The organism is Arthrobacter sp. ISL-72 (genome assembly GCF_018613755.1).
Lineage (GTDB): Bacteria > Actinomycetota > Actinomycetes > Actinomycetales > Micrococcaceae > Arthrobacter.
Genome location: NZ_JAGGPP010000007.1, coordinates 48,310 through 69,406, shown reverse-complemented (window position 1 = coordinate 69,406; position 21,097 = coordinate 48,310). Strand labels below are relative to the sequence as shown.

Here is a 21,097-nt window from a genome sequence, read left to right as displayed (position 1 = left end):
CGGCTCTTTGCGCCGCGCCCTGCCGCGGGCCCTCCATTCCATGGTCAGCCATGGGTTTGTGATGTTTACTGGAGATATTCGGTAGCGGCCCAGGTTAGAAGGGGATCATCGTGGACACAGGACAGCTTGTGGGAATCATCATCGGGGTCATCGTAGTGGCGGCGGTGATTGCAGCGCTGCTCTTCTTCAACCGCAAGCGCAAGGCCGAAGCGGACCGCAAACGGGCTGTCGAAATGCGCGAGAAAGCCAAGGCCGACGAGCTCGGAGCCCGTGACCGGGAAGCCAAAGCGGCTCGTGCCGCGGCAGATGCGAAGCAGGCCGAGGTGGAGGCCGAGCGGCTGCGCCGGGAAGCCCGCGAAAAGCAGGACGAAGCGGAACGTGTCAGGAGCGCATCGCAGGAGCAGCTCCGCAAGGCCGACGAAGTTGACCCGGATGTGGTCACAGGCGGCCGGCGGGACCGGGACCGGCACGACGCTGACCGGCACGACCGGGACCGCCACGTTGAGGTTCCGGAGGCACAGCCCCGCACGCGCGCAGATGCCGGTACCCGCGGAGCCGGGGACAACGGTCCCGGACCCGCGGAACCCCCGACCGCTCCCCGCCGTGACGCCACGCCGGACCGTCCGGACGCTGCCCCGCGCCCGACCGTTGCCCCGGAACGTCCGGGCACTGACGGGGCTCCGGGAGAGCGCCCGCGGAACCTTTGAGTGGGGTTGTGGTGGCCGGGGAAGCCAGGAGCTGGTCAGACCTAAACCGGCAGCCGGGAGCGTGAACCTTCGGCATTCCGCCCTCGCCGTCCTGGTGGCCGTGCTGTGGGGCGCCAACTTCGTTGCGATCGACCTTGGCCTGCACGCCAATGGCACTGAAGTTCCGCCACTGCTGTTTGTGGTCATGCGCTTCGTGCTGGTGGTCTTTCCGTGGATTTTCGTCATCCGCAGACCCGACGTCACCTGGCGGGCGATCCTCGGCGTCGGACTGTTCATGAGCGCAGGACAATTCGGCCTTCTCTACCTGGCCATGGCGCTGGGCATGCCGGCGGGACTCGCCTCGCTGGTCCTGCAGGCCCAGGTGCTGCTGACCGTGCTGCTGGCGGCCGGAATCCTGGGTGAACGTCCGAGCGGGAGGCAATTCGCCGGCGTCGTCCTCGGTATCGCCGGGCTGGCCGTGGTGGCAGTCGGGCGCAGCCTGGTGGCGCCCGTCCTGCCCTTGATCATCGTGCTGGCGGCGGCGCTGTCCTGGGCCGCCGGCAATATCGTCGCCCGGCGGGCCAAGGCTTCCTCAGGGCTGGGACTCGTTGTGTGGTCCGGCGCCGTGGTTCCGCTGCCGCTGTTAGGCCTGTCTTTGCTGATCGACGGGCCGGCCGCACTCAGCGGCACGCTGGCAGGGCTGCAGCTGGTCACCATCCTGAGCGCCGTCTACACGGCGGTCCTCGGATCCCTGGTGGGCTACGGAATCTGGAACTGGCTCCTGGGCATCTACCCGTCGTCGGCAGTGGTCCCTTTTACGCTGCTTGTACCGGTGGTGGGAATGACGACGGCGTGGCTGGTCCTGGACGAGGTGCCGTCACTGGCAGAGATTGCCGGCGGACTCCTGCTGCTCGGCGGAGTGGCCGTCGCCGTGGTCCGTCCGGGCTGGCAGGGTGCCACGCCAGGCCAGCGCAGATGGCATGCTCAGCGCCGGGATGCAGCCTTTGCGGGAGACTTGGGCGGTGCCGACTTGGGCGCTGAAGTTTTAGGCGCTACTGACTTGGGCACCGGTGCACGAGCTGCGCCGGACCGCGACGCCGGAACGCGCCCGTAGCTGCTCCTTGCCGCCGTGCTCGGGGTGGGCGGGGCCGCGGGCCGTCGGGAGGCAGCTGCTGCTTTGCGCCCTCCGGACTGGGTGCCTCCGGGCTGGGTGCGCCCGTAGCGGCTGCGTCCGGCACGGCGCTGCTTACGCGCCGGCCACACAGCGCCGGCGAACAGGACGAGCAGGGTCCCGGCGCCGGAAAGGGCGGCGAGGTAAAAGTAGACGTCGGAGTCCTGGGTGGTGACGGCCGCACCCAGCGAGTCCGGCCCCGCCGTGAACGCCAGCCCCCACATGCGCAGGAACGCGATGGCAAAACCGATGAAGAGGCTGGTACCCAGGCCTCCCGCCAGCAGGGCGAGGTTGCGTCCCCGTGCCACCACCTCAACGACACAGGCGAGGTAGCCCACGGCAACCGCCCCGAGGAAGGTGAACAGGACCGCCTCTTCGAAGGTGATTGCTGTGAACACCAGAAGGCCCGCGGCGGCCAAAGCCGCAACGATTGCCAGTCTCCCGCTGTTACCCATGTGGCGCATGTGACTAATCTTCGCCGACGCAGGCTACTTCCTGACGTAGCCACGCATGATGGTCATGATGGCCGCAACGCTCTGTTCCCTGGTGCGCTCGGGGTTATAGGTCTGGCGGTCCAGTCCCACCACGAAGCAGGCGCCGAAGATGGCCGTTTCCAGGCTGCCCCTGGAGACGGATTCATCAACGGGGTACCGGGCGGCCACTCCCTCGATGGCGGCGCCGATGACTTCAATCAGCCGGCCGCGGAGCTCGGCGAAGGTGTCCTGCCATTCGCTGGGGATGCGCCAGTTTTCGCTGACCCAAAGCCTGGCGAAGGACGGGTACTCGGCCATGAAGTCCATCGCCTGGCCGATCATCTCGTCCATGGCGGCCAGCGGATCGGCAGAGGAGTCCTGCACGCTCACCAGCCGGGCATGCAGGATATCCACTCCGTAACGCAGCAGCTGGGCGATCAGGTCGGACTTGCTGCCGAAGTTGTAATACACGGTTCCTTTGGAGACGCCTGCTGCCGCGGCGATCTCGTCCACGGTGACCCCGGCCGCGCCGCGCTCGCCGATCAGCTCCATGGAAGCATCGAACAGCTTCTGCTTGGTGGCGTTGGTCCGGGCCGGCCGGAGCTTCTTTTCGCCGGGTTCCTGGGTGCTCATACGGCGATCTCCGGTTTGAGGGACTTCAGGGTCCAGAACTTGTGCTTGTGGACGGCCAGCGTTGACAGCGCGGCCCCGAGCACAGTGTAGCCAAGGAGGCCGCCCACCGTGGGCAGGATCATGGACAGGTCCGCGCCGTAGATCAGGTGGCGCATTCCGGTCACCACGTAGCCCATGGGAAGGATTTCATGCACCACATGCAGGGGCGCGGGCGTGGTCTGCCACGGGAAGGTGCCGCCCGAGGAAACCAGCTGGAGCACCAGCAGGATCAGCACCACCAGCTTCCCGGGGGAACCAAGCAACGCCACAACACCTTGGATGAGTGCGCTGAAGGCCATCGCCGCCGCCAGGAGGAACAGCCACATCAGCACGGGGTGGGCGGGGTTGAGGCCCAGTGCCAGGTCCACCACCAGGGTGAGCAGGCTTGCCTGGACCACGGAGACAGCCAGGAACGGAAGCCAGCCGCCCAACGCGATCTTCCACGAAGGCGCGTTGGACGCCAGCGCCCGCTGTGTGATGGGCCGCATGGCCTGGATGAGCATGAAGATGCCGATCCAGAGTGCCAGGGTTAGGAAGAAGGGCGCCAGGCCGGCCCCGTAGGATCCTGCCTTCGCCTGCGACACATTGCTGACCGCAACGGGGTCGGCCATGACCTTGGACAGGCTGCTCTTCTGGGCATCATCGGGGTTGGGGACCTGGCCGGCGCCCTTGTCCAGCTCCGCGGCCAGGGTCCCTGCACCGCCGGCGGCCGTGGCGGCACCGTCTTCAAGCTGCGCCGCACCGTCGTCGAGCGTCCTGGCACCTTCGGCGAGCTTGGCGCTGCCGTCAACGGCACTTTGCTCGCCGGCGGTCAGGGCAGAGGAACCGGTATGGAGCTGATCCGCGCCTGCGGATGCCTGGGAGATGGCACCGGTCAGGGAGGGTGTGGCCGAAGCCAGCTTGGCGGCACCGGTGCTCACCGCGGCCGAACCGTCCGCGAGCTGCTGGATCTGCGCTGCGTCCGACGCGATTTTGGCCTTGGCGTCGGCGACTGGCCCGGAGGCTGCCGCTGCATCAAAGTCCGCCAGGATGCTGTCCGCCTGTGCCTGCGTGATGACACCGGCGGCAACGAGCCTCTTGTTCGACTCCACCACGCGGTTCCTCAGGCCTTGGTCCGCTGCATCCAGCTGCCCGACGACGTCCTGGACCTTGGTGTTCAGCGCCGCGTTTCCCGCGGCCACTTGCGCGGCGCCGTCGGCGAGTTTCTGCGAATCGGCGGGCAGGGAGGCCGTTTTGTCCCGGAGCTGCCCGAGTCCGTCACTGAGCTGCGAGGCTCCGGCGTCGAGCTGCCGGGCGCCGTCGAGCAGTTTGAGCTGGCCGGCGTAGAGCTCGGCGGCACCGCTGCTGAGCTGCGTGGTGCCGTTGTGGAGGGACACGGTGCCGTCATGGAGTCTGCCCACGCCGTCGGAGAGTTGGCTGGCGCCGTCCGCGGCCTTGACCATCCGGGTATGGATGGTGCCGAAGCCCGTGAGCAGCTGGTTGGCCGTTTCCTCACCCACTTCGTTGGCTACGCTCGAGTGAACCGCTGTGGTCAGTTTGTCCACGATGGTGCTGAGGAGGTAGTTGTTGGCGTCATTCGTGGTCACGTTCAGCATCGCCTTGCTGGCTTCGTCGAAGGTGCCGGGGGAGACAAGGTTGGCGGAGAAATCCTTCGGGATCTTCAGCGCGAACGCGTACTTGCCGCTGCTGACCCCCTGGTCGGCCTGCTCGGCGGACTCGACGGGCTGCCAGTTGAAAACGTGGCCGTTGATCAGGCTGTCCGCCACTTTCCTGCCTGCTTGCAGCTGAGTTCCGTCGGCCGAGGTGGCGCCGGTGTCCTCCACCACCAGTGCGGCGTCGATCTGGTCCAGGTTGCTGTACGGGTCCCAGTTGGCGTACAGGTACACCGCGCCGTATAGCAGCGGCACCATGGTCAGGGCCAGGATCGTCAGCTTGGGCAGCAGCCCGCCGGTCATGCGTTTGAGTTCGGAGCGGGCGAGCCGCAGTACAGTCACTTTGCGTCCTCTGTTTCAGAAGTTTGCTCGGAGTTTTTGTCCAGATACGGGGACTTCGGAGGCGTTTTGCTCGCGTTAGCTGGACAAAAACTCCGAGGGGATGGACGACGGCGGGAGCTTCCGGCGGATGGACGACTGCGGGTGGCGTTGCCGATCGCCGCGGCGGGTCCGGTCCAGTCGTCCGGGAGGGCAGAGACTGTGGCGACGACGGCGAGGGGCCGGCCGCCGTCGTACGCCAGCTCCTGGAGGCGGGGCAGCCAGTCCGCGGAATCCGCCGTGTGGCGGTCGGGGGAGTCGACCACCAGCAGGTCGGTGTCCGGGTCGGCGAGTGCGAGGGCGGTGAGCAGTTCGGTGCGCCGGGCCGGGGCCAGCTGTTCGGTCCACAGGCCCGCGATGTCCTCGAAGCGGTTGATCTTGAGCCACGGGGAGCTGAGCAGGGCGCCGCGGTAACGCCGCGGAATCAGCGCGAGGTCTTCGGTGACGAGATCGCGCACGCTGAGATGCTCTTCGGGCTCATTGACCCCGGGGGCGTCGACCAGCGAGCTGGCGAGCCGCAGGTGCCTGGTCTTCGCCCGGCCGTCCCAGAGGAGATCGCCCGACGACGGTTTCATCCGCCCGCTCAGGGTAAGCGCCAAGGCGGTCCGCTGGTCCTGGCGGACGCCGGTGACCAGCAGAAGCTCGCCCCGCCGGGCCTGCAGGGAGGTCGGGGGCAGGAGGTCATCCCGGCGGCCGTCCACTTGGAGCTGTCGAACCAAGAGCATAAAAGCCTTTCGCAGAGAGTGTCTGCCTTAAGGCTAACTGAACTGACTAGTCAGTTCAAATAGAATTCTTACCCTGTGACCAAGGCGGCGGCGCGAACGGACACTTGTGGCCCAAGTTCCTGAACGACGGCAGGAACCCGCCGACGCCGGGCAGGGCCTCAACTGTCCGTTCGCGCGCCGTTCGCACTTTTCCGGCTCCGGGGAATCAGGCGTTCAGAGGCCGTACTCCTCGAGCAGCCGCAACCAGACTTCGCTGACGGTGGGGTAGGAGGGCACCGCATGCCACAGCCGGTCCAGCGGGACCTGGCCCACGACGGCGATCGTGGCCGCGTGCAGGAGCTCGGCGACGTCCGGTCCGGCGAAGGTCGCACCAAGGAGCACCTTTTTATCCTCATCCACCACCAGCTGCGCCCAGCCGTCATAGTGCTCGGAATGCAATGACGACCCTGCCACGCTGATGGGGATCTCCACCGAGGAGACGTTGTAGCCGTCCTTTCGGGCCTGCTCGACGGACCGGCCAATGCTGGCCAGCTCGGGATCCGTAAAAACGACGTTAGGCACGGCGTGCTCATTGGCCGTCTGCGCATAGCGGCTCCAGGGTGCCGGCGTGCCTTCGAGTTCGCCCTTGGCGCGCGCCGCGATGGCATCTCCCGTGGCCCGCGCGGAGTACTTGCCCTGATGCGTCAGCATCACTTTGCCGGCGGCGTCGCCCACCGCGTAGAGCCAGCTGCCGTTGCCGCCGTCGTGGCTGCCATCCACGTCGGTGCCCTGCACCAGGCCGGTGCTGTCCGTACGAAGCGGAGGCACTTTGCCGTCCCCGGAACCGAGGCCCACGGTTTCCAGTCCCAATCCGTCAAGGGCGGGATGGCGGCCGGTGGTAACGAGGAGCCTCTCGGCGCTGACGATGGCGCCGTCGGCCAAAGCCACGGTGAACGAGCCGTCATCCCTGCTGACGCTCTCCGTTCCGGTGCCGAGCCGGACGTCCACGCCGTCGGCGCGGAGCCCCGCCAGGACCAGTTCGGCGGCATCCTTCGGGTACATGCTGAGCAGCCCGCCGCGCGCCACGAGGGTCACCGCGGCCCCGAGCCGGGCAAATGCCTGCGCCAGCTCGGTTCCGGCCACCCCGCCGCCCAGCACCAGCAGGCTCTGGGGAACGCTGTGTGCGGAGGTGGCTTCGCGGGTAGTCCAGTAGTCGAGTCCTGCCAGGCCTGGTATCGGCGGCACTGCGGGGGCTGATCCGGTGGACAGTACGACGGCGTGCCTCGCCGTCAGGAGGTACGTGACGCCGTCCCTCCCCGACACCTCGACGGCCCTCGGGCCGGTCAGCCGGCCGCGGCCGCGGATCAGTTCGATCCCGCTGTCCTCCACCCATTTGACCTGGCTGTCGTCCTGCCAGTTTGACGTGAAGTAGTCCCGGCGCCTGAGGACGGCGGAGGCATCGAGTGTTCGGGTGACCGCCTCGCCTGCACCGGGGACCGTTTGCGCACCGTGGAGGGCGGTGCCAGGGCGCAGCAAGGCCTTTGATGGCATGCAGGCCCAGTAGGAGCACTCACCGCCCACCAACTCCGCTTCTACCAGAACCGCGGTCAGGCCGCCTTGGACCACGCGGTCCGCGACGTTTTCCCCCACGGCTCCGGCGCCGATCACAATAACATCGAATTCGCGTTCAAGAGTGGCCGTCATGGCACCAGACTACGCCCGGCACGGACGCCGGAAGGCGCGATAATGCCCGGTGGATTGGTGTGCCCACCGGGTCCGTGGCGGCGCAAGAGCTTAACAGAAGGTGGGACATCCAATATTGTTTGCTGTGACCCACTCCGTGCAGTGGTTCAGGACTCACGGTTAGGGGAAACCATGACAACATCAGGCGTCGCTTCGCAGGCGCGATTCAGTGCCCAGGCCCGGCTCCGCGCTCTGCAGGCGGACATCATGGACCTCATCCTGGACCGTGAACTTGAAGCGGGTGATCCGTTGCCCACCGAAAATGAGCTGGCCATGGTGCTGGGAGTGGGACGCAATACCCTTCGCGAATCCCTCAAAGTCCTTCAGGCGCTCGGAGTTGTAGAAATCCGGCACGGATTCGGGATGTTCGTGGCTCCCAGTAACTTTGATGCCCTGACCGACGGCTTGACGTTCCGCGGCCGGCTGTCGCTTCGGCATAAGGGTGATGAGGCCCTGGAGCTGGTGGATGTCCGGCAGGCGCTTGAGTCGGGCTTGATCGGGAATGCCATGGACACCATGACATCCGGCCAGCTGGCCGCCGTCGAGGAATCCGTGGTCCTGATGGAGGAGCTCGCCGCCGCGGGGGAGGCATTCGTTGAAGCAGACGCGGAGTTCCATCGGCGTTTGTTCGAGCCGCTGAACAACGCGCTGCTGATCAGCCTGCTCGCGGTTTTCTGGAAGGTCTACCGGCAGATCCACGTCGAGGTCGGGGCCGGCGCTGAGGACCTGGCGGCGGTGGCGGCGGCGCACCGTCGCATCTATGAGGCTGTGGCGAAGGGCGACAAGGCCCTGGCTGCTGAACGGCTGAACCGGCACTTTGACGGTATCCGCAACCGCATCTACCAAGTAGTCGGGTAGTAAGCCGTCGCGGGGCGGGCGCCCCAACAAAACGAAACAAAAAGATCCGCACCGGTTAACCGGTGCGGATCTTTTGTATTGTGCGCCCAAAGGGATTCGAACCCCTGACCTTCTGTTCCGTAGACAGACGCTCTATCCAGCTGAGCTATGGGCGCATTCTCGGCTCCGGGAGTTTTTCGTTCACCCCCGAACCTCGAATTACTTTACGCGAGATGCTGCCGAGTTCCAAATCGAAACATCTGTAATCTGCGCGACTAGACCGGTCTATGTGACCTTCCTCACAAAAACGGCTGATTTCCCGGGTGCTGTTCCTTGATTTTCCGCGGTTTTTGCTTTTTCGCATCGGGGACATCCCATCTCTTACCCAAAAATGACAGTGGTCTAGAGCCCTAGCATTTAGGACACACCACTGAACCCGAGGAAGGGAACCGCAATGGGCGATCTCGCACGACTGCCGCTGCTTGAGAAAGCACCCACCACACATGCCGGTCTGCTGGCATGGGTCGAAGAGGTTGCAGAACTTACCCAGCCGGACCGGATCCACTGGGTCGACGGTACGGAAGAGGAAAACACGCGCCTCACCGACGAGCTCGTCGCCGCTGGAACCCTGAAGCGCCTTAACCAGGAGCTCTTCCCCAACTCCTTCGCTGCCTTCTCTGATCCCGCGGACGTAGCCCGCGTGGAAGAGCAGACCTTTATCTGCTCCGAAAAGGAGCACGACGCCGGCTTCACCAACAATTGGATGCCCCCGGCCGAGATGAAGCAGAAGCTTCGCGGCCTGTTCGCGGGTTCCATGCGCGGCCGCACCATGTACGTGATCCCGTTCGTCATGGGCCACCTCGATGCTGAGGATCCCAAGTTCGGCGTCGAGATCACGGACAGTGCCTACGTTGTCGCCTCCATGCGCATCATGGCCCGCATCGGCACCGACGTGCTGAACCGCATCACCGAAACCAACGCGTTCTTCGTGCCGGCCCTGCACTCCCTGGGTGCGCCGCTCGAGGCCGGCCAGGCGGACGTGCCGTGGCCGTGCAACCCGGACAAGTGGATCGTGCACTTCCCCGAGGAGCGCTCCATCTGGTCCTTCGGCTCCGGCTACGGCGGAAACGCGCTGCTGGGCAAGAAGTGCTACGCCCTCCGCATCGCCTCCGTGATGGCACACGACGAAGGCTGGCTGGCCGAGCACATGCTTATCCTGAAGCTGACCTCCCCGGAGCAGAAGACGTACTACGTCTCGGCTGCCTTCCCCTCCGCCTGCGGCAAGACCAACCTTGCGTTGCTCGATCCCACGATCGAAGGCTGGAAGGTGGAGACCCTGGGTGACGACATCACCTGGATGCGTTTCGGCAAGGAAGGCGAGCTCCGCGCCGTCAACCCCGAGGCCGGCCTCTTCGGCGTGGCTCCGGGTACCGGCTGGGGCACCAACCCCAACGCTATGCGCGCCATCGCCAAGGGCAACAGCATCTTCACCAACGTCGCGCTGACCGACGACGGCGGTGTCTGGTGGGAGGGCATGACCGAGGATGTGCCCGCGCACCTCACCGACTGGCAGGGCAACTCCTGGACTTCCGATTCGGACAAGCCGGCCGCCCACCCGAACTCGCGCTTCTGCACGCCGATCGACCAGATCGACATGCTGGCCGAGGAGTACAACAACCCGGACGGCGTGGAGCTTTCCGCGATCCTGTTCGGCGGCCGCCGCAAGACCACCATTCCACTGGTCACCGAGGCGCGCAGCTGGTCCAACGGCATCTTCATGGGCTCCACCCTGTCGTCCGAGACCACTGCCGCCGCAGCCGGCGCCGTTGGTGTTGTCCGACGGGATCCGATGGCCATGCTGCCCTTCATCGGCTACGACGCAGGCGACTACCTGAACCACTGGGTCAACCTGTCCGCCAAGGCCAACCCGGAGCGCCTGCCCAAGATCTTCCTGGTCAACTGGTTCCGCCGCAATTCCGAGGGCGGCTTCGCCTGGCCCGGATTCGGTGACAACAGCCGTGTCCTGAAGTGGGCCATCGAACGCCTCGAAGGCAAGGCTGACGCCGTGGAGACTCCCATCGGATTCGTCCCCACCGGCGACTCCATCGACCTCAAGGGCCTGGACATGACGCCCGCCCAGGTTGAAGAAGCCGTCCGTGTTGACCCGGCCGAGTGGGCCACTGAGCTGGCTTCCATCGAGGAATGGTTCGCCAACTTCGGCGACTCGCTGCCGGAGGCACTGCAGGCCGAGCTGGACGGCCTGAAGGCCCGGCTCAGCTAAATACCCACCGCTTCACGCACGACGGCGGCGCCGCACCTTTGCAAAAAAGGTGCGGCGCCGCCGTCGTACTTTGCGCGAACGGACACTTAAGCCCTCCGGGAGCGCGAACGGACACTTGAGGCCCCGTGCCCAAGTGTCCGTTCGCGCTTCGACGGTTATGAAGCGAGCCAGATGTCCGGTCCGAAGACTTCGTAGTGGATCCTGGTGGCGGGGATGCCGGCGTTGATGGCCTCGTTGCGGATGTGTTTCATGAACGGGAGCGGTCCGCAGAGGTACAGCGACGCGTTGGCGGGCAGGTCCACTTCGAGCAAGGACATGAAACCCGCGTTGGAACCCCCCTGCGGTTCTTCCAGCCAGAGCTGGAGGTCAGCGCCCGCGAGGCGTTCGACGTCGTCCGTCATCTGCCCGCGCAGGGCCCAGCTGTCCAGGGTGCTTTCCGCGTGCAGCACCAGAACCCGGCGGTCGGAACCGGCTTCGGCCAGCGAGCGAAGGATGGAAGCCGTGGGGGTGCAGCCGATTCCGGCCGAAGCCAGCACCACCGGCCCGTCGCCTTCCTTGAGCGTGATTTCACCGTAGGGGTTGGAGATCTCGAGGACGTCGCCAACCTCGACGCCGTGGTGCAGCACCGGGGAAACCTCGCCGCCGTCGTCGAGTTTGGTGGTGAAGGTGCGGCTAGTCCCGGCGTCGTCGGAGAGAGAATACTGGCGGACCTGGCGGAGGCCGTCCGGCAGCTGGACCTTGACGCTGATGTACTGGCCGGGGAGGGCCTCGGTGATGGGGGTGTTGTCGGCCGGCTCCAGGGTAAAGGTCATTGCTCCTGTGCCCGCGGGGGTCTTGGCCGCAACGCGCCAGGGAGTCCACATCCTGTCGTTGGCCTGTCTGGCGTAGAGGCCCTTTTCGATCTTGATCAGGGCGTCCGCCATGAGCCAGTAGACCTCGGTCCAGGCCTCAGCGATCTCCGGCGTGATGACCTCGGCGAGGTCCTCTGCAATGGCGGCGAACAGGTGCTCGTACACCACCTGGTAGTGGGGTTCGGTGATGCCCAGGGAAGCGTGCTTGTGGGCAATCCGGGAGAGGACGGTTTCGGGGAGCGTGCCCGGGTTGTTCACCAGGTGGGTGGCGAAAACGGCGATGCTTCCGGCCAGCGCCTGCTGCTGGGTGCCCGACTTCTGGTTGGAGCGGCTGAACAGCCCGTCCAGCAGTTCCGGGTGGGCACCAAAGAGGCGTGCGTAGAACTTTGGGGGTGATGTCGCCAATCCGGGATCCGACCAGCGGCAGGGTGGCCTCAATGACAGGGCGGGATTTGTCCGAGAGCATGTGTACTCCTGAGGTAAGGGCCCGGGGCCTTCGTCCGGACCGCGATACTGGTATCAGAAATACGAGTATTTGTACCTAAGTTCTACACCTCGTAGAAAACATTTCCAAATCGGAGCGGGAGGACACGGGGACTCCCCAAACGGGCAGGCCAAGCTAACCCCGTCCGTAGGAGTTTTTGTCCAGATAAAGGGCCCAAATGGCCCCGGAAGTCCCTCCATCTGGACAAAAACTCGAAGAGCGGGAGGGGACGGGCTCCGGGAACGGGCGCCGAAGAAGGGGCGCCGAAGAAGGGGCGCCGAAGAAGGGGGGGCGGGGGCGGGTTCTTAGGGGAACGGCCGGGCTTAGAGTCCGACCTGGAGGCCGGGGCGGAGGCCGATCGCCTGGAAGACCGGCGCCATCTGGCGGGAGCCCGGAAGCGTGGAGATCACGATGTCGTCCAGCTCGCGGTAAAAGGCCTCCCGTGCACGGGAGAGGGCGCCGCGCAGCCGGCACTCGTTGATCAGCGGGCATTCGCCGTTGAGGGAATGACAGTCGGCCGGATCAGTCCGCGTGTTCAGCAGCCGCAGCAGCTGGCCCACGGTTGCCCTGCGGCCTGCGTCGTTGATCCTTGATCCGCCGTTCCGGCCGCGTTCGACGTCGATCACGCCAAGTTCACGGAGTTTGGCCATGGCCTTGCTGACATGGTTGTACGGAGTGCCCACGGCATCGGCAATGCTCTGCGTAGTCAGCAGGATGCCGTCCGGTGCCGCCGCCAGCACCATCATGGCGCGCAGGCTCACATCCGCGAAGGCATTGATTTTCATGTCATCAACCTAGTGGAGGCCTAGTCCACCCAGATGGCGGGCTCGCTGGAATCCGCTGCAAGCTGCCCGAACTCCCATTCCCGTGATTCGTTGTTAGGTTCGTAGGGCATGACGGCGGCGAAAACTGAGCCGTCGCGGTGCTCGGCCGCGACGTGGATGGCGTCCGTGTTCTCTTCCAGCAGCGTGATGTCGCAGACGACGGCGGCGGCGCGGAAGTCGTCCCGGTTCTGCCGGAGAAGCTCTGTGAGGTCGCTGATCATCGCGTCGGCATCGAACTCGTCTTCGGAGCCGTCCTCGGCGTCCGCAGGCGTGACGGCGACGAGGCGCACCTCGCCGTCGTTCTCCACCACCAGCGCGAACGGCAGGAAACCGCCGTTGCGCCCCAGCTGCTCCTGCGCCGCGCCGACCCCGGTGCCCAGCAGGTTTTCCAGGTCGGTGGCCGTGGCTTCGGGCACGGAGTCCCGCCAGGATGTTCCGGGAAGTTCAGTCATACGGCGGCCTAACCGTTGACCAGGGCCAGCACACGGTCACGGATGCGCTCCATCGTGGCGCGGTCCGCCGCTTCGGCGTTGAGGCGCAGGAACGGTTCGGTGTTGGACGGACGCAGGTTGAACCACCAGCTGCCGTCCCGCGCGGTGAAGGTGCTGCCGTCCAGCATGTCGATGTCGACGTCCTCGCCCGCGAAATCCACGCGGACGCGCTCCACGGCCCCGGCTTTGTCTTCGATTTCGGAGTTGATTTCTCCGGAGGAGACGTAGGGCTCGTACTCGCGGCCGAGTTCAGAGAGCGGACGGTGCTGTTCGCCGAGCGCGGCCAGGACGTGCATGGCGGCCAGCATGCCCGTGTCCGCATTCCAGAAGTCGCGGAAGTAGAAGTGCGCTGAGTGCTCGCCGCCGAAAACAGCGCCTTCCTCGGCCATGACGGCCTTGATGAACGAGTGGCCCACGCGTGTGCGCACGGCGCGCCCGCCGTCGTGCTCCACGAGTTCGGCGACGGCCTTGGATGTCAGCAGGTTGTGGATGATGGTCGGGTTTTCCTCGCCCTGTGCCCTGGCGCGTGCGATCTCGCGGCGGGCCACCATTCCAGTGATGGCCGACGGCGACACGGGGTCGCCTTTCTCATCGATGACAAAGCAGCGGTCGGCATCGCCGTCGAAAGCCAGTCCGATGTCCGCACCGTGTTCGACGACGGCAGCCTGCAGGTCCAGCAGGTTTTCCGGATCGAGCGGGTTGGCCGGGTGGTTCGGGAAAGAACCGTCCAGCTCGAAGTAGAGGGGAATGATCTCGAACGGCAGCTTGGGCAGGAGGGCGTCGCCCAGCACCGCAGGCGTGGTCAGGCCTGCCATGCCGTTGCCGGCGTCCACTACCACCTTCAGCGGGCGGGACCCCGAGAGGTCAACGAGCTGGCGGAGGTATCGGGAGTAGTCCTCGAGGACATCGTGGACTCCGATGAGGCCGCGGGTTTCCGCCGCCGGGATGGATCCGGCGTGCAGGTAGTCCTCGGCACGGGCCTGGATTTCCTTCAGTCCGGATTCCGAGGAGATCGGCTGGGCGCCGGCCTTGGACATCTTGATGCCGTTGTATTCGGCGGGGTTGTGGCTGGCGGTGAAGGTAGCGCCGGCTGCGTTGAGCGCGCCGCAGGCGTAGTAGAGCTCGTCGGTGGAAATGAGATCCAGCAGCTGGACATTGGCCCCGCGGGTGGCGGCACCGTTGGCGAAGGCCTTGCTGAACTCGGGGGAGGAGGGGCGCATGTCGCCGCCCACCAGGACTGTCTGGCCCTCGAGTTCCAGGACGTCCACAAATGCGGCGCCTACGGCTTCGACGATTTCGGCGGTAATGGATTCGCCCACAATGCCGCGGACATCGTAGGCCTTGAACGATGCCGAAAGGTCAAAAGTCTTTGTCTGGTCGCTAGTCACGGCTCCCATCTTACGTGGAAGCGCCAAGCGGCTGTGGAGGAGTACTTGCGTTACGCCGGCGTGCCTCCGGGAGGTGCCGCGGCAGGCCTGAAGCGCGGCTGTCCACATGGCCGGCCGCCGGACTTTCCGGCTGTCAGAGGAGGCTGGGATACTGAATCAATGGCCAATAACCAGAATGCTGCTGTCCTTTCCTCGTCCGCCGACCTCCCCGCGGGTGAAACCGGTACCCGGGACCAGGCGCTGGAAGTCCTCCGCGGCCTGGTAGGGCACCCGGACGCCAGCTTCCATGACGGCCAGTTTGAGGCCATCCAGGCCCTGGTCGACGGCGGACGCCGCGCCCTGGTGGTCCAGCGCACCGGCTGGGGAAAATCGGCTGTCTATTTCGTTGCTTCGCTACTGCTCCGGCGCCGCGGTGCTGGCCCCACGCTCATCGTTTCGCCGCTGCTGGCGCTGATGCGGGACCAGGTGGCGGCGGCAGCCAGGGCAGGCGTCCGCGCCGTCGCCATCAACTCCGCAAACCAGCTCGAATGGGACACCGTCCGCGAGCAGCTGGCGGCGGACGAGGTGGACGTGCTGCTTGTTTCCCCCGAGCGCCTGACGAATCCTTCCTTCCGGGAGAACCAGCTCCCGGAGCTGATCCGCCGCACCGGGCTCCTGGTGGTTGACGAGGCACACTGCATCTCGGACTGGGGCCACGATTTCCGCCCCGACTACCGGCGCATCGCGGACCTCATCACTCAGCTCCCGGACACGGTGCCGGTGCTGGCCACCACAGCCACCGCCAACTCCCGCGTGGTCCATGACATCGAAGAGCAGCTCGGCGATGGCGTGCTGACCATCCGCGGCGCCCTGGGCCGCGAATCGCTCCGGCTCGGCGTCCTGAACCTGCCCAACTCCCGGGACCGGCTGGGCTGGCTGCTGACCCATCTGGCCGACCTGCCCGGCAGCGGCATCATCTACACACTCACGGTGTCCGCGGCCGAGGACACCGCGCGCCTGCTCGCCGAAGCCGGCCATGAGGTGCTTGCCTACACCGGCCGGACGGACCCCGCGGACCGTGAACGGGCCGAACAGCTCCTCAAGGACAACCAGGTCAAGGCGCTGGTGGCTACTTCCGCCCTCGGGATGGGCTTCGACAAGCCGGACCTGGGGTTCGTCGTGCACCTCGGCGCGCCCTCGTCGCCGGTGGCCTACTACCAGCAGGTCGGCCGTGCAGGTCGAGGCGCGGCGAATGCGGACGTCCTGCTGCTGCCCGGCTCCGAGGACCGCGACATCTGGCAGTATTTTGCCACCGCGTCCATGCCGTCGGCGGAAAAGGCCGCTGCGGTCCTGACTGCCCTGGCCGAGGCCGGCACTGCCGTCTCCACGGTTGCCCTGGAAGCCCGCGTGGACCTGCGGCGCACTCCGCTGGAACTGCTGCTCAAAGTCCTCTCCGTGGACGGGGCAGTGGAGCGGGTGGGCGGCGGCTGGCGCTCCACCGGCCAGCCCTGGACATACGACGCCGAACGCTACACCCGCATCGCCGAGGCCCGCGTGGATGAGCAGGATTCCATGGTGATCTACCAGGACACCGCCGGCTGCCGGATGGAGTACATCACCTCGGTGCTTGACGATGAGACAGCCCGCGCCTGCGGCCGCTGCGACAACTGCGCCGGGCGCTGGTTTCCTGCTGACATCGCATCATCGGCCACTGAAGCAGCCGGCCAGACCCTCAGCCGGGCCGGCGTTGCCCTGGAACCGCGCCTGCAGTGGCCCACGGGCATGGACCGTCTTGGCGTGACCGTCAAGGGCAAGATCAAGCCGGAGGAAAGCCTCGCTGAAGGCCGTGTGCTTGCCCGCCTGACCGACCTCGGCTGGGGCGGTGCCCTGCGGGAAATCTTCGCGTCCGGAGCCACGGACCGTGAAGTGGACCCCGCCATGCTGCAGGCCTGCGTCCAGGTCCTCCGCGAGTGGGGCGCCGGGACCGGCCGCGATCCCGGCTGGAGCGGCGCGGCGCGTCCCGCAGCCATCGTCAGCGTCCCTTCGCGCAGCAAGCCCGCCCTGGTGGAGTCACTGTCACGCGGCATTTCCGGAATTGGCCGCATACCCTACCTCGGGCAGCTGCAGCTCGAACACGGCGGCCCCACCGGCGGACGCGGGGGAAACAGCGCCTACCGGCTGGCCGGAGTCTGGGACCGGCTCGTCGTGGGCCCGGAACTGGAAGCGGCCCTGGCCGGCTTCCAGGGGCAGTCCGTCATGCTGGTGGACGACCTCACGGACAGCCGCTGGACGGTGACCGTTGCCGGCCGGGCGTTGCGGCGTGCCGGGGCAGGGGCCGTGCTTCCCCTGGTGCTGGGGCAGGCCGGATAGCCCGTCAGCCGGAAGGCGGACTTATTCTGGCGCCGCACCTGGCACGCCTATAGGATCGGCCAATGAGTCCAGGCCAGGAGCCATGAGCGAATCCCAGAGCAACGCCGCTTCGGCTGTCAGCCAGAAATGGCAGCCCCGGCTGGCCCTGCTGGTTGCCGCAACATTCTTTATGGAGTTCCTGGACGGCACCGTACTGACCACCGCCATCCCCAGCATCGCCGGAGATTTCGCCGTGGCCCCGGCTGATGTGAACATCACCATGACGGCCTACCTGATGACGGTGGCCATGGGCATTCCGGTCAGCGGGTGGCTGGCCGAACGGGTGGGCGCACGCAAGGTCTTTTGTGCCGCCATTGCCGTCTTCACCGTTGCCTCGCTGCTGTGCGCCCTGAGCCAGGACCTCACCATGCTCACCGCCGCCCGCGTCCTGCAGGGCGTCGGCGGCGCGATGATGGTGCCGGTGGGCACGCTCGTCGTTCTACGCCGGACCCCCAAGGAGGACCTCCTGCGGGCCACGGCCTATCTGGTGTGGCCGGGGCTGCTGGCGCCGGTCCTTGCGCCCCTTGTGGGCGGAGCGCTGACCACGTTCCTTTCCTGGCACTGGATCTTCCTGATCAACATTCCGCTGGGCCTCGCCGCGTTCATCGCCGCCATCCGGCTGGTTCCCCAGGGAGCGGGCGACCAGTCCCGCCGGCTTGACTGGGTGGGCCTGCTGCTGACGACGGCCGGGGTGGGCGCGCTCGTGGTGGGGCTTGAACTTGCCACGGCCCACCCCTCGGAGCCGTTCGGAGCGGCCAGCGTGGCCGCCGGCCTCGTCTCGGTCGTAGCAGCCGTCCTGTGGCTGAGGCGCACCAGCAATCCGCTCTTCCAGCTGAACGTGTTCGGCACAAGGACGTTCCGGGCAACATCCACCGGAGGGTTCATCTACCGCCTGACCATCAGCGCAGTTCCGTTCCTGCTGCCGCTGATGTTCCAGAACGGTTTTGGCTGGGACCCCCTGCACGCCGGCGTCATGGTGGCCGCGGTCTTTGTGGGCAATATCGGCATCAAACCGGCAACGACGCCGCTCATCCGCAGGTTCGGCTTCAAGCCGGTCCTGGTATTCGCCTCGCTCGCCTCGGCCGTCACCTTTGCCCTGTGCGCGCTGCTGGACTCCCGAACTCCGGAACCGCTGATCTTCGCCCTGCTGGTCTGCAGCGGTGCCTTCCGTTCCATCGGCTTCTCGGCCTACGCCTCCATCCAATACGCAGACATCGTCCCGGGCCAGCTGCCTTCCGCCAACGCTATTTCCGCCACCTTGGTCCAGCTGGCAGCCGGGGCCGGCATCGCCGTCGGCGCCCTGTTCCTCCGGCTCTTCACCGCCCCTGGCACGTTCGAAGCAGACCCGGTGGCACCCTACCGGGGCGCCTTCCTGGCCATCGCGGTCCTGATGCTGCTCAGCACCGCCGACAGCCTGGCGCTGCACCGGCAGGCCGGCGCCGACGTCAGCCGCGCGCGTTCCGGAGCGCCGAAGGCTGCGAACCCCTAAACCTGTGTCATCCGGGGCTGCAGCGGGTCGCAGGTGAGTCCGGGCACTGGCCTCCCAGCCGGAAGGCGGGACCCGAACCGACCACGGAACGCAAAAGGCCCCGGTCCGAGGACCGGGGCCAAACGCGGAGACGGGGGGATTTGAACCCCCGGTGGAGTTGTGCCCCACACTTCATTAGCAGTGAAGCCCATTCGGCCGCTCTGGCACGTCTCCAATTGCTATTCCTAGCCCACCAAGGATACGCAGAACGGGCCACGCAGTGCAAAACGGCACGGCACTTGCCATCTGGCACGCGCCTTGGAAGCCGCCAGTGACGCTACCCCTCCGACCGGCCCGCCAGGGAACGCCACAGGAAGTGCTGGCTCCGGCTCTGCAGCGCGGCCGCCTGGCGGTTGTCGGAGGCACCGGCGTGTCCGCCTTCCAGCGCCTCGTGGAACCAGACGTTGGGGATGCCCATGGCCTGCATCCGTGCGGCCATTTTGCGGGCCTGCACGGGACCCACCCGGTCATCCGAAGTGGCCGTCCAGATAAAGGTCTCCGGATACTCCACCCCGTCGCGCAGCAGGTGGTACGGCGAGAAGGTCCTGATGAACTCCCACTCCTCGGCCACATCCGGGTCCCCGTATTCGGCAATCCAGGAATAGCCGGCGGACAGCTTGGTGTAACGGCGCATGTCCAGCAGCGGCACTCCGCAGGACACGGCGCCGAACAGCTCCGGGTACCGGGTCAGCATGTTGCCCACCAACAGGCCGCCGTTGGAGCCGCCCACGCAGCCGAGACGTTCCCGCGAGGTGACCCCGCGTGAGACCAGGTCCCTGGCCACGGCTGCGAAGTCCTCGTACGCGCGGTGGCGCTTTTCCTGCAGCGCGGCACGGTGCCAGGACGGTCCATACTCGCCGCCGCCGCGGATGTTCGCCACCACGTACACGCCCCCGCGGGTGTGGGCGTCCGTTTCGTCGGTGGCCGCGTCCGTCCGGCGTTCCAGCCAGGCCCGGCCGATTGCGCCGCTGTACGACGGCGTCCGGGAGACTTCGAACCCGCCGTATCCGGACAGCTGGGTGGGGTTCTGGCCGTCGAGCACCAGGTCCTTGGAAGCCACCTGGAAGTACGGAACCCGGGTTCCGTCGTCGGACACGGCGAAGTGCTGCTGGACCTCATAGGCGGAGTCGTCAAAGTACGACGGCGACGTGCGGATCACCTCGTGCTCGCTCACCACGCCCTCGCCGCTGCGCCGCAGCGTCCCGCGGGTGAGGGTGCTGGGAGTCGTGAAGCCGGTGGCCACGAGCCAGAAGTCGTTCCCCGCGCCGGGGGCTTCGCCTTCCGGTACGGGCACGATCCCGCCGGTGCCGTCGTCCTCCGAGTCGCCGGCGTCGTCCTCGTCGTCGACCGCGTAGGCGTTGACGTCATGCAGCGGCGGGCAGGCGTCCAGCAGCGTGAAGGCCCAGGCCGAATCAGTCCCTGGCCGTTCCGGATCCAGCACGCGGATTTCCGAGGACACATCCTGCAGCAGGTTCAGCAGGAGGAAGTTCCGGGTCCAGCTCCAGGACTGCAGCGAGGTGCGGGCGTCCGGGGTGAACAGGACCGCGAGTTCGCTGCTGCCGGCCAGGTAGTCGTCGAACTTGGCCGCGAGCAGCGACCCGGCACCGTACGTGGTTCCGTTCACGTGCCAGTCGCCCTGGGGCCGGAACAGCAGCCACTCGCGGTGCACGCTGAGGTTCACGTCTGTCGGCGCATCGATGACAACCCAGGACCCGTCCTGCAGCACCGACGTGTTCTTGTTGAAGAAGCTGATCCAGTCCATGGCGAAGGTCCGTTCGTACCCCGGCGTGGAGTCGTGGGCAACCAGGGCCATCATGTGGTCCTCGGGAATCTCAAAGATCCGTTCGGCCTTGGACAGCGACCCGCCGCGGGGCAGCCGAACGGCGGTCCGCGCATAGGAGGAGGACGTCATGGGCAATTCTTCGGCGGTGGTGGCCACCAGCAGGGTGTCCCGGTCGAGCCAGGAGGCGTTTCCTTTGGCCGTCGGAAGGTCAAACCCTCCCGACGCGGGGTCCGCGAAGGTCCGGGTCTCGACGTCGAACTCCCTGTAGCGGTTGGCGTCGCCGCCGTCGGGGGAGAGGGCCAGCAACGCCAGCCGGTGGGCTTCACCGGGGGCGGGCCGGAGGAAGTTGGCGCCGTGGAACACCCACTCCTCACCTTCGGCGGCCGCGAGCGCATCCACGTCCAGCAGGACATCCCATTCGGGCGACCCGCTCCGATAGCTCTCCCAGGTGGTCCGGCGCCACAGCCCCTTCGGGTTCTTCCCGTCCCGCCAGAAGTTGTAGTACCAGTCGCCGTGCTTGCCCACCATCGCGATCTTGTCCGTGGAGTCCAGCACTTCCAGGATCCGGCTTTCCAGGGCGGCGTAGTCCGCGTCTTCGAGCAGGTCCTCGGTGCGGGCGTTCTGTTCGCGGACCCAGGCGAGCTGTTCTTCGCCGTAGATCTCCTCAAGCCAGATATTCTCGTCGGTCGGTTCGGGCGCCTTTCCGGAGGGGAAAGCGGCGCCGGACGCGGGCGGGTGAGCAGCTGCTGTGGTGGTCATGGCC

14 protein-coding genes, 2 tRNA genes and 1 pseudogene are annotated in these 21,097 nt (G+C 66.6%); 6 read left to right on the top strand and 11 right to left on the bottom strand.

Annotation, left to right across the window (positions count from 1 at the left end):
- Positions 1 to 110: 110 nt before the first annotated feature.
- Positions 111 to 707, top strand: a complete 597-nt coding sequence (locus J7I92_RS07845) for a hypothetical protein (protein WP_214839193.1) — start codon at positions 111 to 113, stop codon at positions 705 to 707.
- Positions 708 to 768: 61 nt separating this feature from the next.
- Positions 769 to 1,800, top strand: coding sequence for an EamA family transporter (locus J7I92_RS07840; protein ID WP_214839191.1), 1,032 nt, complete (start codon positions 769 to 771; stop codon positions 1,798 to 1,800).
- 545 nt (positions 1,801 to 2,345) lie between these two features.
- Here J7I92_RS07840 and J7I92_RS07835 read toward each other — a convergent pair.
- From J7I92_RS07835 to J7I92_RS07820, 4 genes are all read right to left on the bottom strand, one after another.
- On the bottom strand, positions 2,346 to 2,963 hold the full coding sequence (locus J7I92_RS07835; RefSeq protein WP_214839190.1) for a TetR/AcrR family transcriptional regulator: 618 nt from the start codon (positions 2,961 to 2,963) through the stop codon (positions 2,346 to 2,348).
- Positions 2,960 to 4,996: a YhgE/Pip family protein gene (locus J7I92_RS07830; RefSeq protein ID WP_214839188.1), complete on the bottom strand. Its 2,037-nt coding sequence runs from the start codon at positions 4,994 to 4,996 to the stop codon at positions 2,960 to 2,962. Before J7I92_RS07830 ends, J7I92_RS07835 begins: the two co-directional genes overlap by 4 nt.
- The gene (locus J7I92_RS07825) at positions 4,993 to 5,757 is read right to left on the bottom strand and encodes an ABC transporter ATP-binding protein (RefSeq protein WP_214839186.1); all 765 of its coding nucleotides are present in this window, start codon (positions 5,755 to 5,757) and stop codon (positions 4,993 to 4,995) included. The genes J7I92_RS07830 and J7I92_RS07825 overlap by 4 nt, the downstream gene beginning before the upstream one ends.
- Positions 5,758 to 5,970: 213 nt before the next feature.
- Positions 5,971 to 7,440 (bottom strand): NAD(P)/FAD-dependent oxidoreductase, encoded by a 1,470-nt coding sequence (locus J7I92_RS07820; protein WP_214839184.1) that lies wholly within the window; start codon positions 7,438 to 7,440, stop codon positions 5,971 to 5,973.
- Between the two features lie 171 nt (positions 7,441 to 7,611).
- On the opposite strand from J7I92_RS07820, the gene J7I92_RS07815 reads away from it, so the two are divergent.
- On the top strand, positions 7,612 to 8,337 hold the full coding sequence (locus J7I92_RS07815) for a FadR/GntR family transcriptional regulator (RefSeq protein ID WP_214839182.1): 726 nt from the start codon (positions 7,612 to 7,614) through the stop codon (positions 8,335 to 8,337).
- 81 nt (positions 8,338 to 8,418) lie between these two features.
- On the opposite strand, the gene J7I92_RS07810 is transcribed toward J7I92_RS07815, so the two are convergent.
- Positions 8,419 to 8,492 (bottom strand) — tRNA-Arg (locus tag J7I92_RS07810).
- Positions 8,493 to 8,770: 278 nt separating this feature from the next.
- On the opposite strand from J7I92_RS07810, the gene J7I92_RS07805 reads away from it, so the two are divergent.
- Positions 8,771 to 10,597: a phosphoenolpyruvate carboxykinase (GTP) gene (locus tag J7I92_RS07805; RefSeq protein WP_214839181.1), complete on the top strand. Its 1,827-nt coding sequence runs from the start codon at positions 8,771 to 8,773 to the stop codon at positions 10,595 to 10,597.
- Positions 10,598 to 10,752: 155 nt separating this feature from the next.
- Here J7I92_RS07805 and J7I92_RS07800 read toward each other — a convergent pair.
- From J7I92_RS07800 to J7I92_RS07785, 4 genes and pseudogenes are all read right to left on the bottom strand, one after another.
- A pseudogene (locus J7I92_RS07800) lies at positions 10,753 to 11,914 on the bottom strand (globin domain-containing protein).
- 341 nt (positions 11,915 to 12,255) lie between these two features.
- Positions 12,256 to 12,717, bottom strand: a complete 462-nt coding sequence (locus J7I92_RS07795) for an Rrf2 family transcriptional regulator (RefSeq protein WP_214839179.1) — start codon at positions 12,715 to 12,717, stop codon at positions 12,256 to 12,258.
- Between the two features lie 20 nt (positions 12,718 to 12,737).
- On the bottom strand, positions 12,738 to 13,208 hold the full coding sequence (locus J7I92_RS07790) for a hypothetical protein (RefSeq protein ID WP_214839177.1): 471 nt from the start codon (positions 13,206 to 13,208) through the stop codon (positions 12,738 to 12,740).
- Between the two features lie 8 nt (positions 13,209 to 13,216).
- Complete coding sequence (locus tag J7I92_RS07785; RefSeq protein WP_214839175.1) at positions 13,217 to 14,635, bottom strand: phosphomannomutase/phosphoglucomutase; 1,419 nt, start codon at positions 14,633 to 14,635, stop codon at positions 13,217 to 13,219.
- Between the two features lie 159 nt (positions 14,636 to 14,794).
- On the opposite strand from J7I92_RS07785, the gene J7I92_RS07780 reads away from it, so the two are divergent.
- Together J7I92_RS07780 and J7I92_RS07775 are read left to right on the top strand one after the other, a co-directional pair.
- Entirely contained in the window at positions 14,795 to 16,984 is a 2,190-nt protein-coding gene (locus J7I92_RS07780; RefSeq protein ID WP_214839173.1) for an ATP-dependent DNA helicase RecQ, read from the top strand.
- A gap of 82 nt (positions 16,985 to 17,066) precedes the next feature.
- Complete coding sequence (locus tag J7I92_RS07775) at positions 17,067 to 18,512, top strand: MFS transporter (protein WP_214839171.1); 1,446 nt, start codon at positions 17,067 to 17,069, stop codon at positions 18,510 to 18,512.
- 125 nt (positions 18,513 to 18,637) lie between these two features.
- Here the strand turns inward: J7I92_RS07775 and J7I92_RS07770 are convergent.
- Together J7I92_RS07770 and J7I92_RS07765 are read right to left on the bottom strand one after the other, a co-directional pair.
- Positions 18,638 to 18,725 (bottom strand) — tRNA-Ser (locus J7I92_RS07770).
- Between the two features lie 103 nt (positions 18,726 to 18,828).
- Positions 18,829 to 21,093: a prolyl oligopeptidase family protein gene (locus J7I92_RS07765; protein ID WP_214839169.1), complete on the bottom strand. Its 2,265-nt coding sequence runs from the start codon at positions 21,091 to 21,093 to the stop codon at positions 18,829 to 18,831.
- Positions 21,094 to 21,097 lie beyond the last annotated feature (4 nt).

Coding starts and splice junctions, on each gene's coding strand:
- J7I92_RS07805 (WP_214839181.1), top strand. CDS start 8,771: ATGGGCGATCTCGCACGACTGCCGCTGCTTGAGAAAGCACCCACCACA.
- J7I92_RS07790 (WP_214839177.1), bottom strand. CDS start 13,208: ATGACTGAACTTCCCGGAACATCCTGGCGGGACTCCGTGCCCGAAGCC.
- J7I92_RS07815 (WP_214839182.1), top strand. CDS start 7,612: ATGACAACATCAGGCGTCGCTTCGCAGGCGCGATTCAGTGCCCAGGCC.
- J7I92_RS07765 (WP_214839169.1), bottom strand. CDS start 21,093: ATGACCACCACAGCAGCTGCTCACCCGCCCGCGTCCGGCGCCGCTTTC.
- J7I92_RS07820 (WP_214839184.1), bottom strand. CDS start 7,440: ATGACGGCCACTCTTGAACGCGAATTCGATGTTATTGTGATCGGCGCC.
- J7I92_RS07825 (WP_214839186.1), bottom strand. CDS start 5,757: ATGCTCTTGGTTCGACAGCTCCAAGTGGACGGCCGCCGGGATGACCTC.
- J7I92_RS07775 (WP_214839171.1), top strand. CDS start 17,067: ATGAGCGAATCCCAGAGCAACGCCGCTTCGGCTGTCAGCCAGAAATGG.
- J7I92_RS07795 (WP_214839179.1), bottom strand. CDS start 12,717: ATGAAAATCAATGCCTTCGCGGATGTGAGCCTGCGCGCCATGATGGTG.
- J7I92_RS07780 (WP_214839173.1), top strand. CDS start 14,795: ATGGCCAATAACCAGAATGCTGCTGTCCTTTCCTCGTCCGCCGACCTC.
- J7I92_RS07835 (WP_214839190.1), bottom strand. CDS start 2,963: ATGAGCACCCAGGAACCCGGCGAAAAGAAGCTCCGGCCGGCCCGGACC.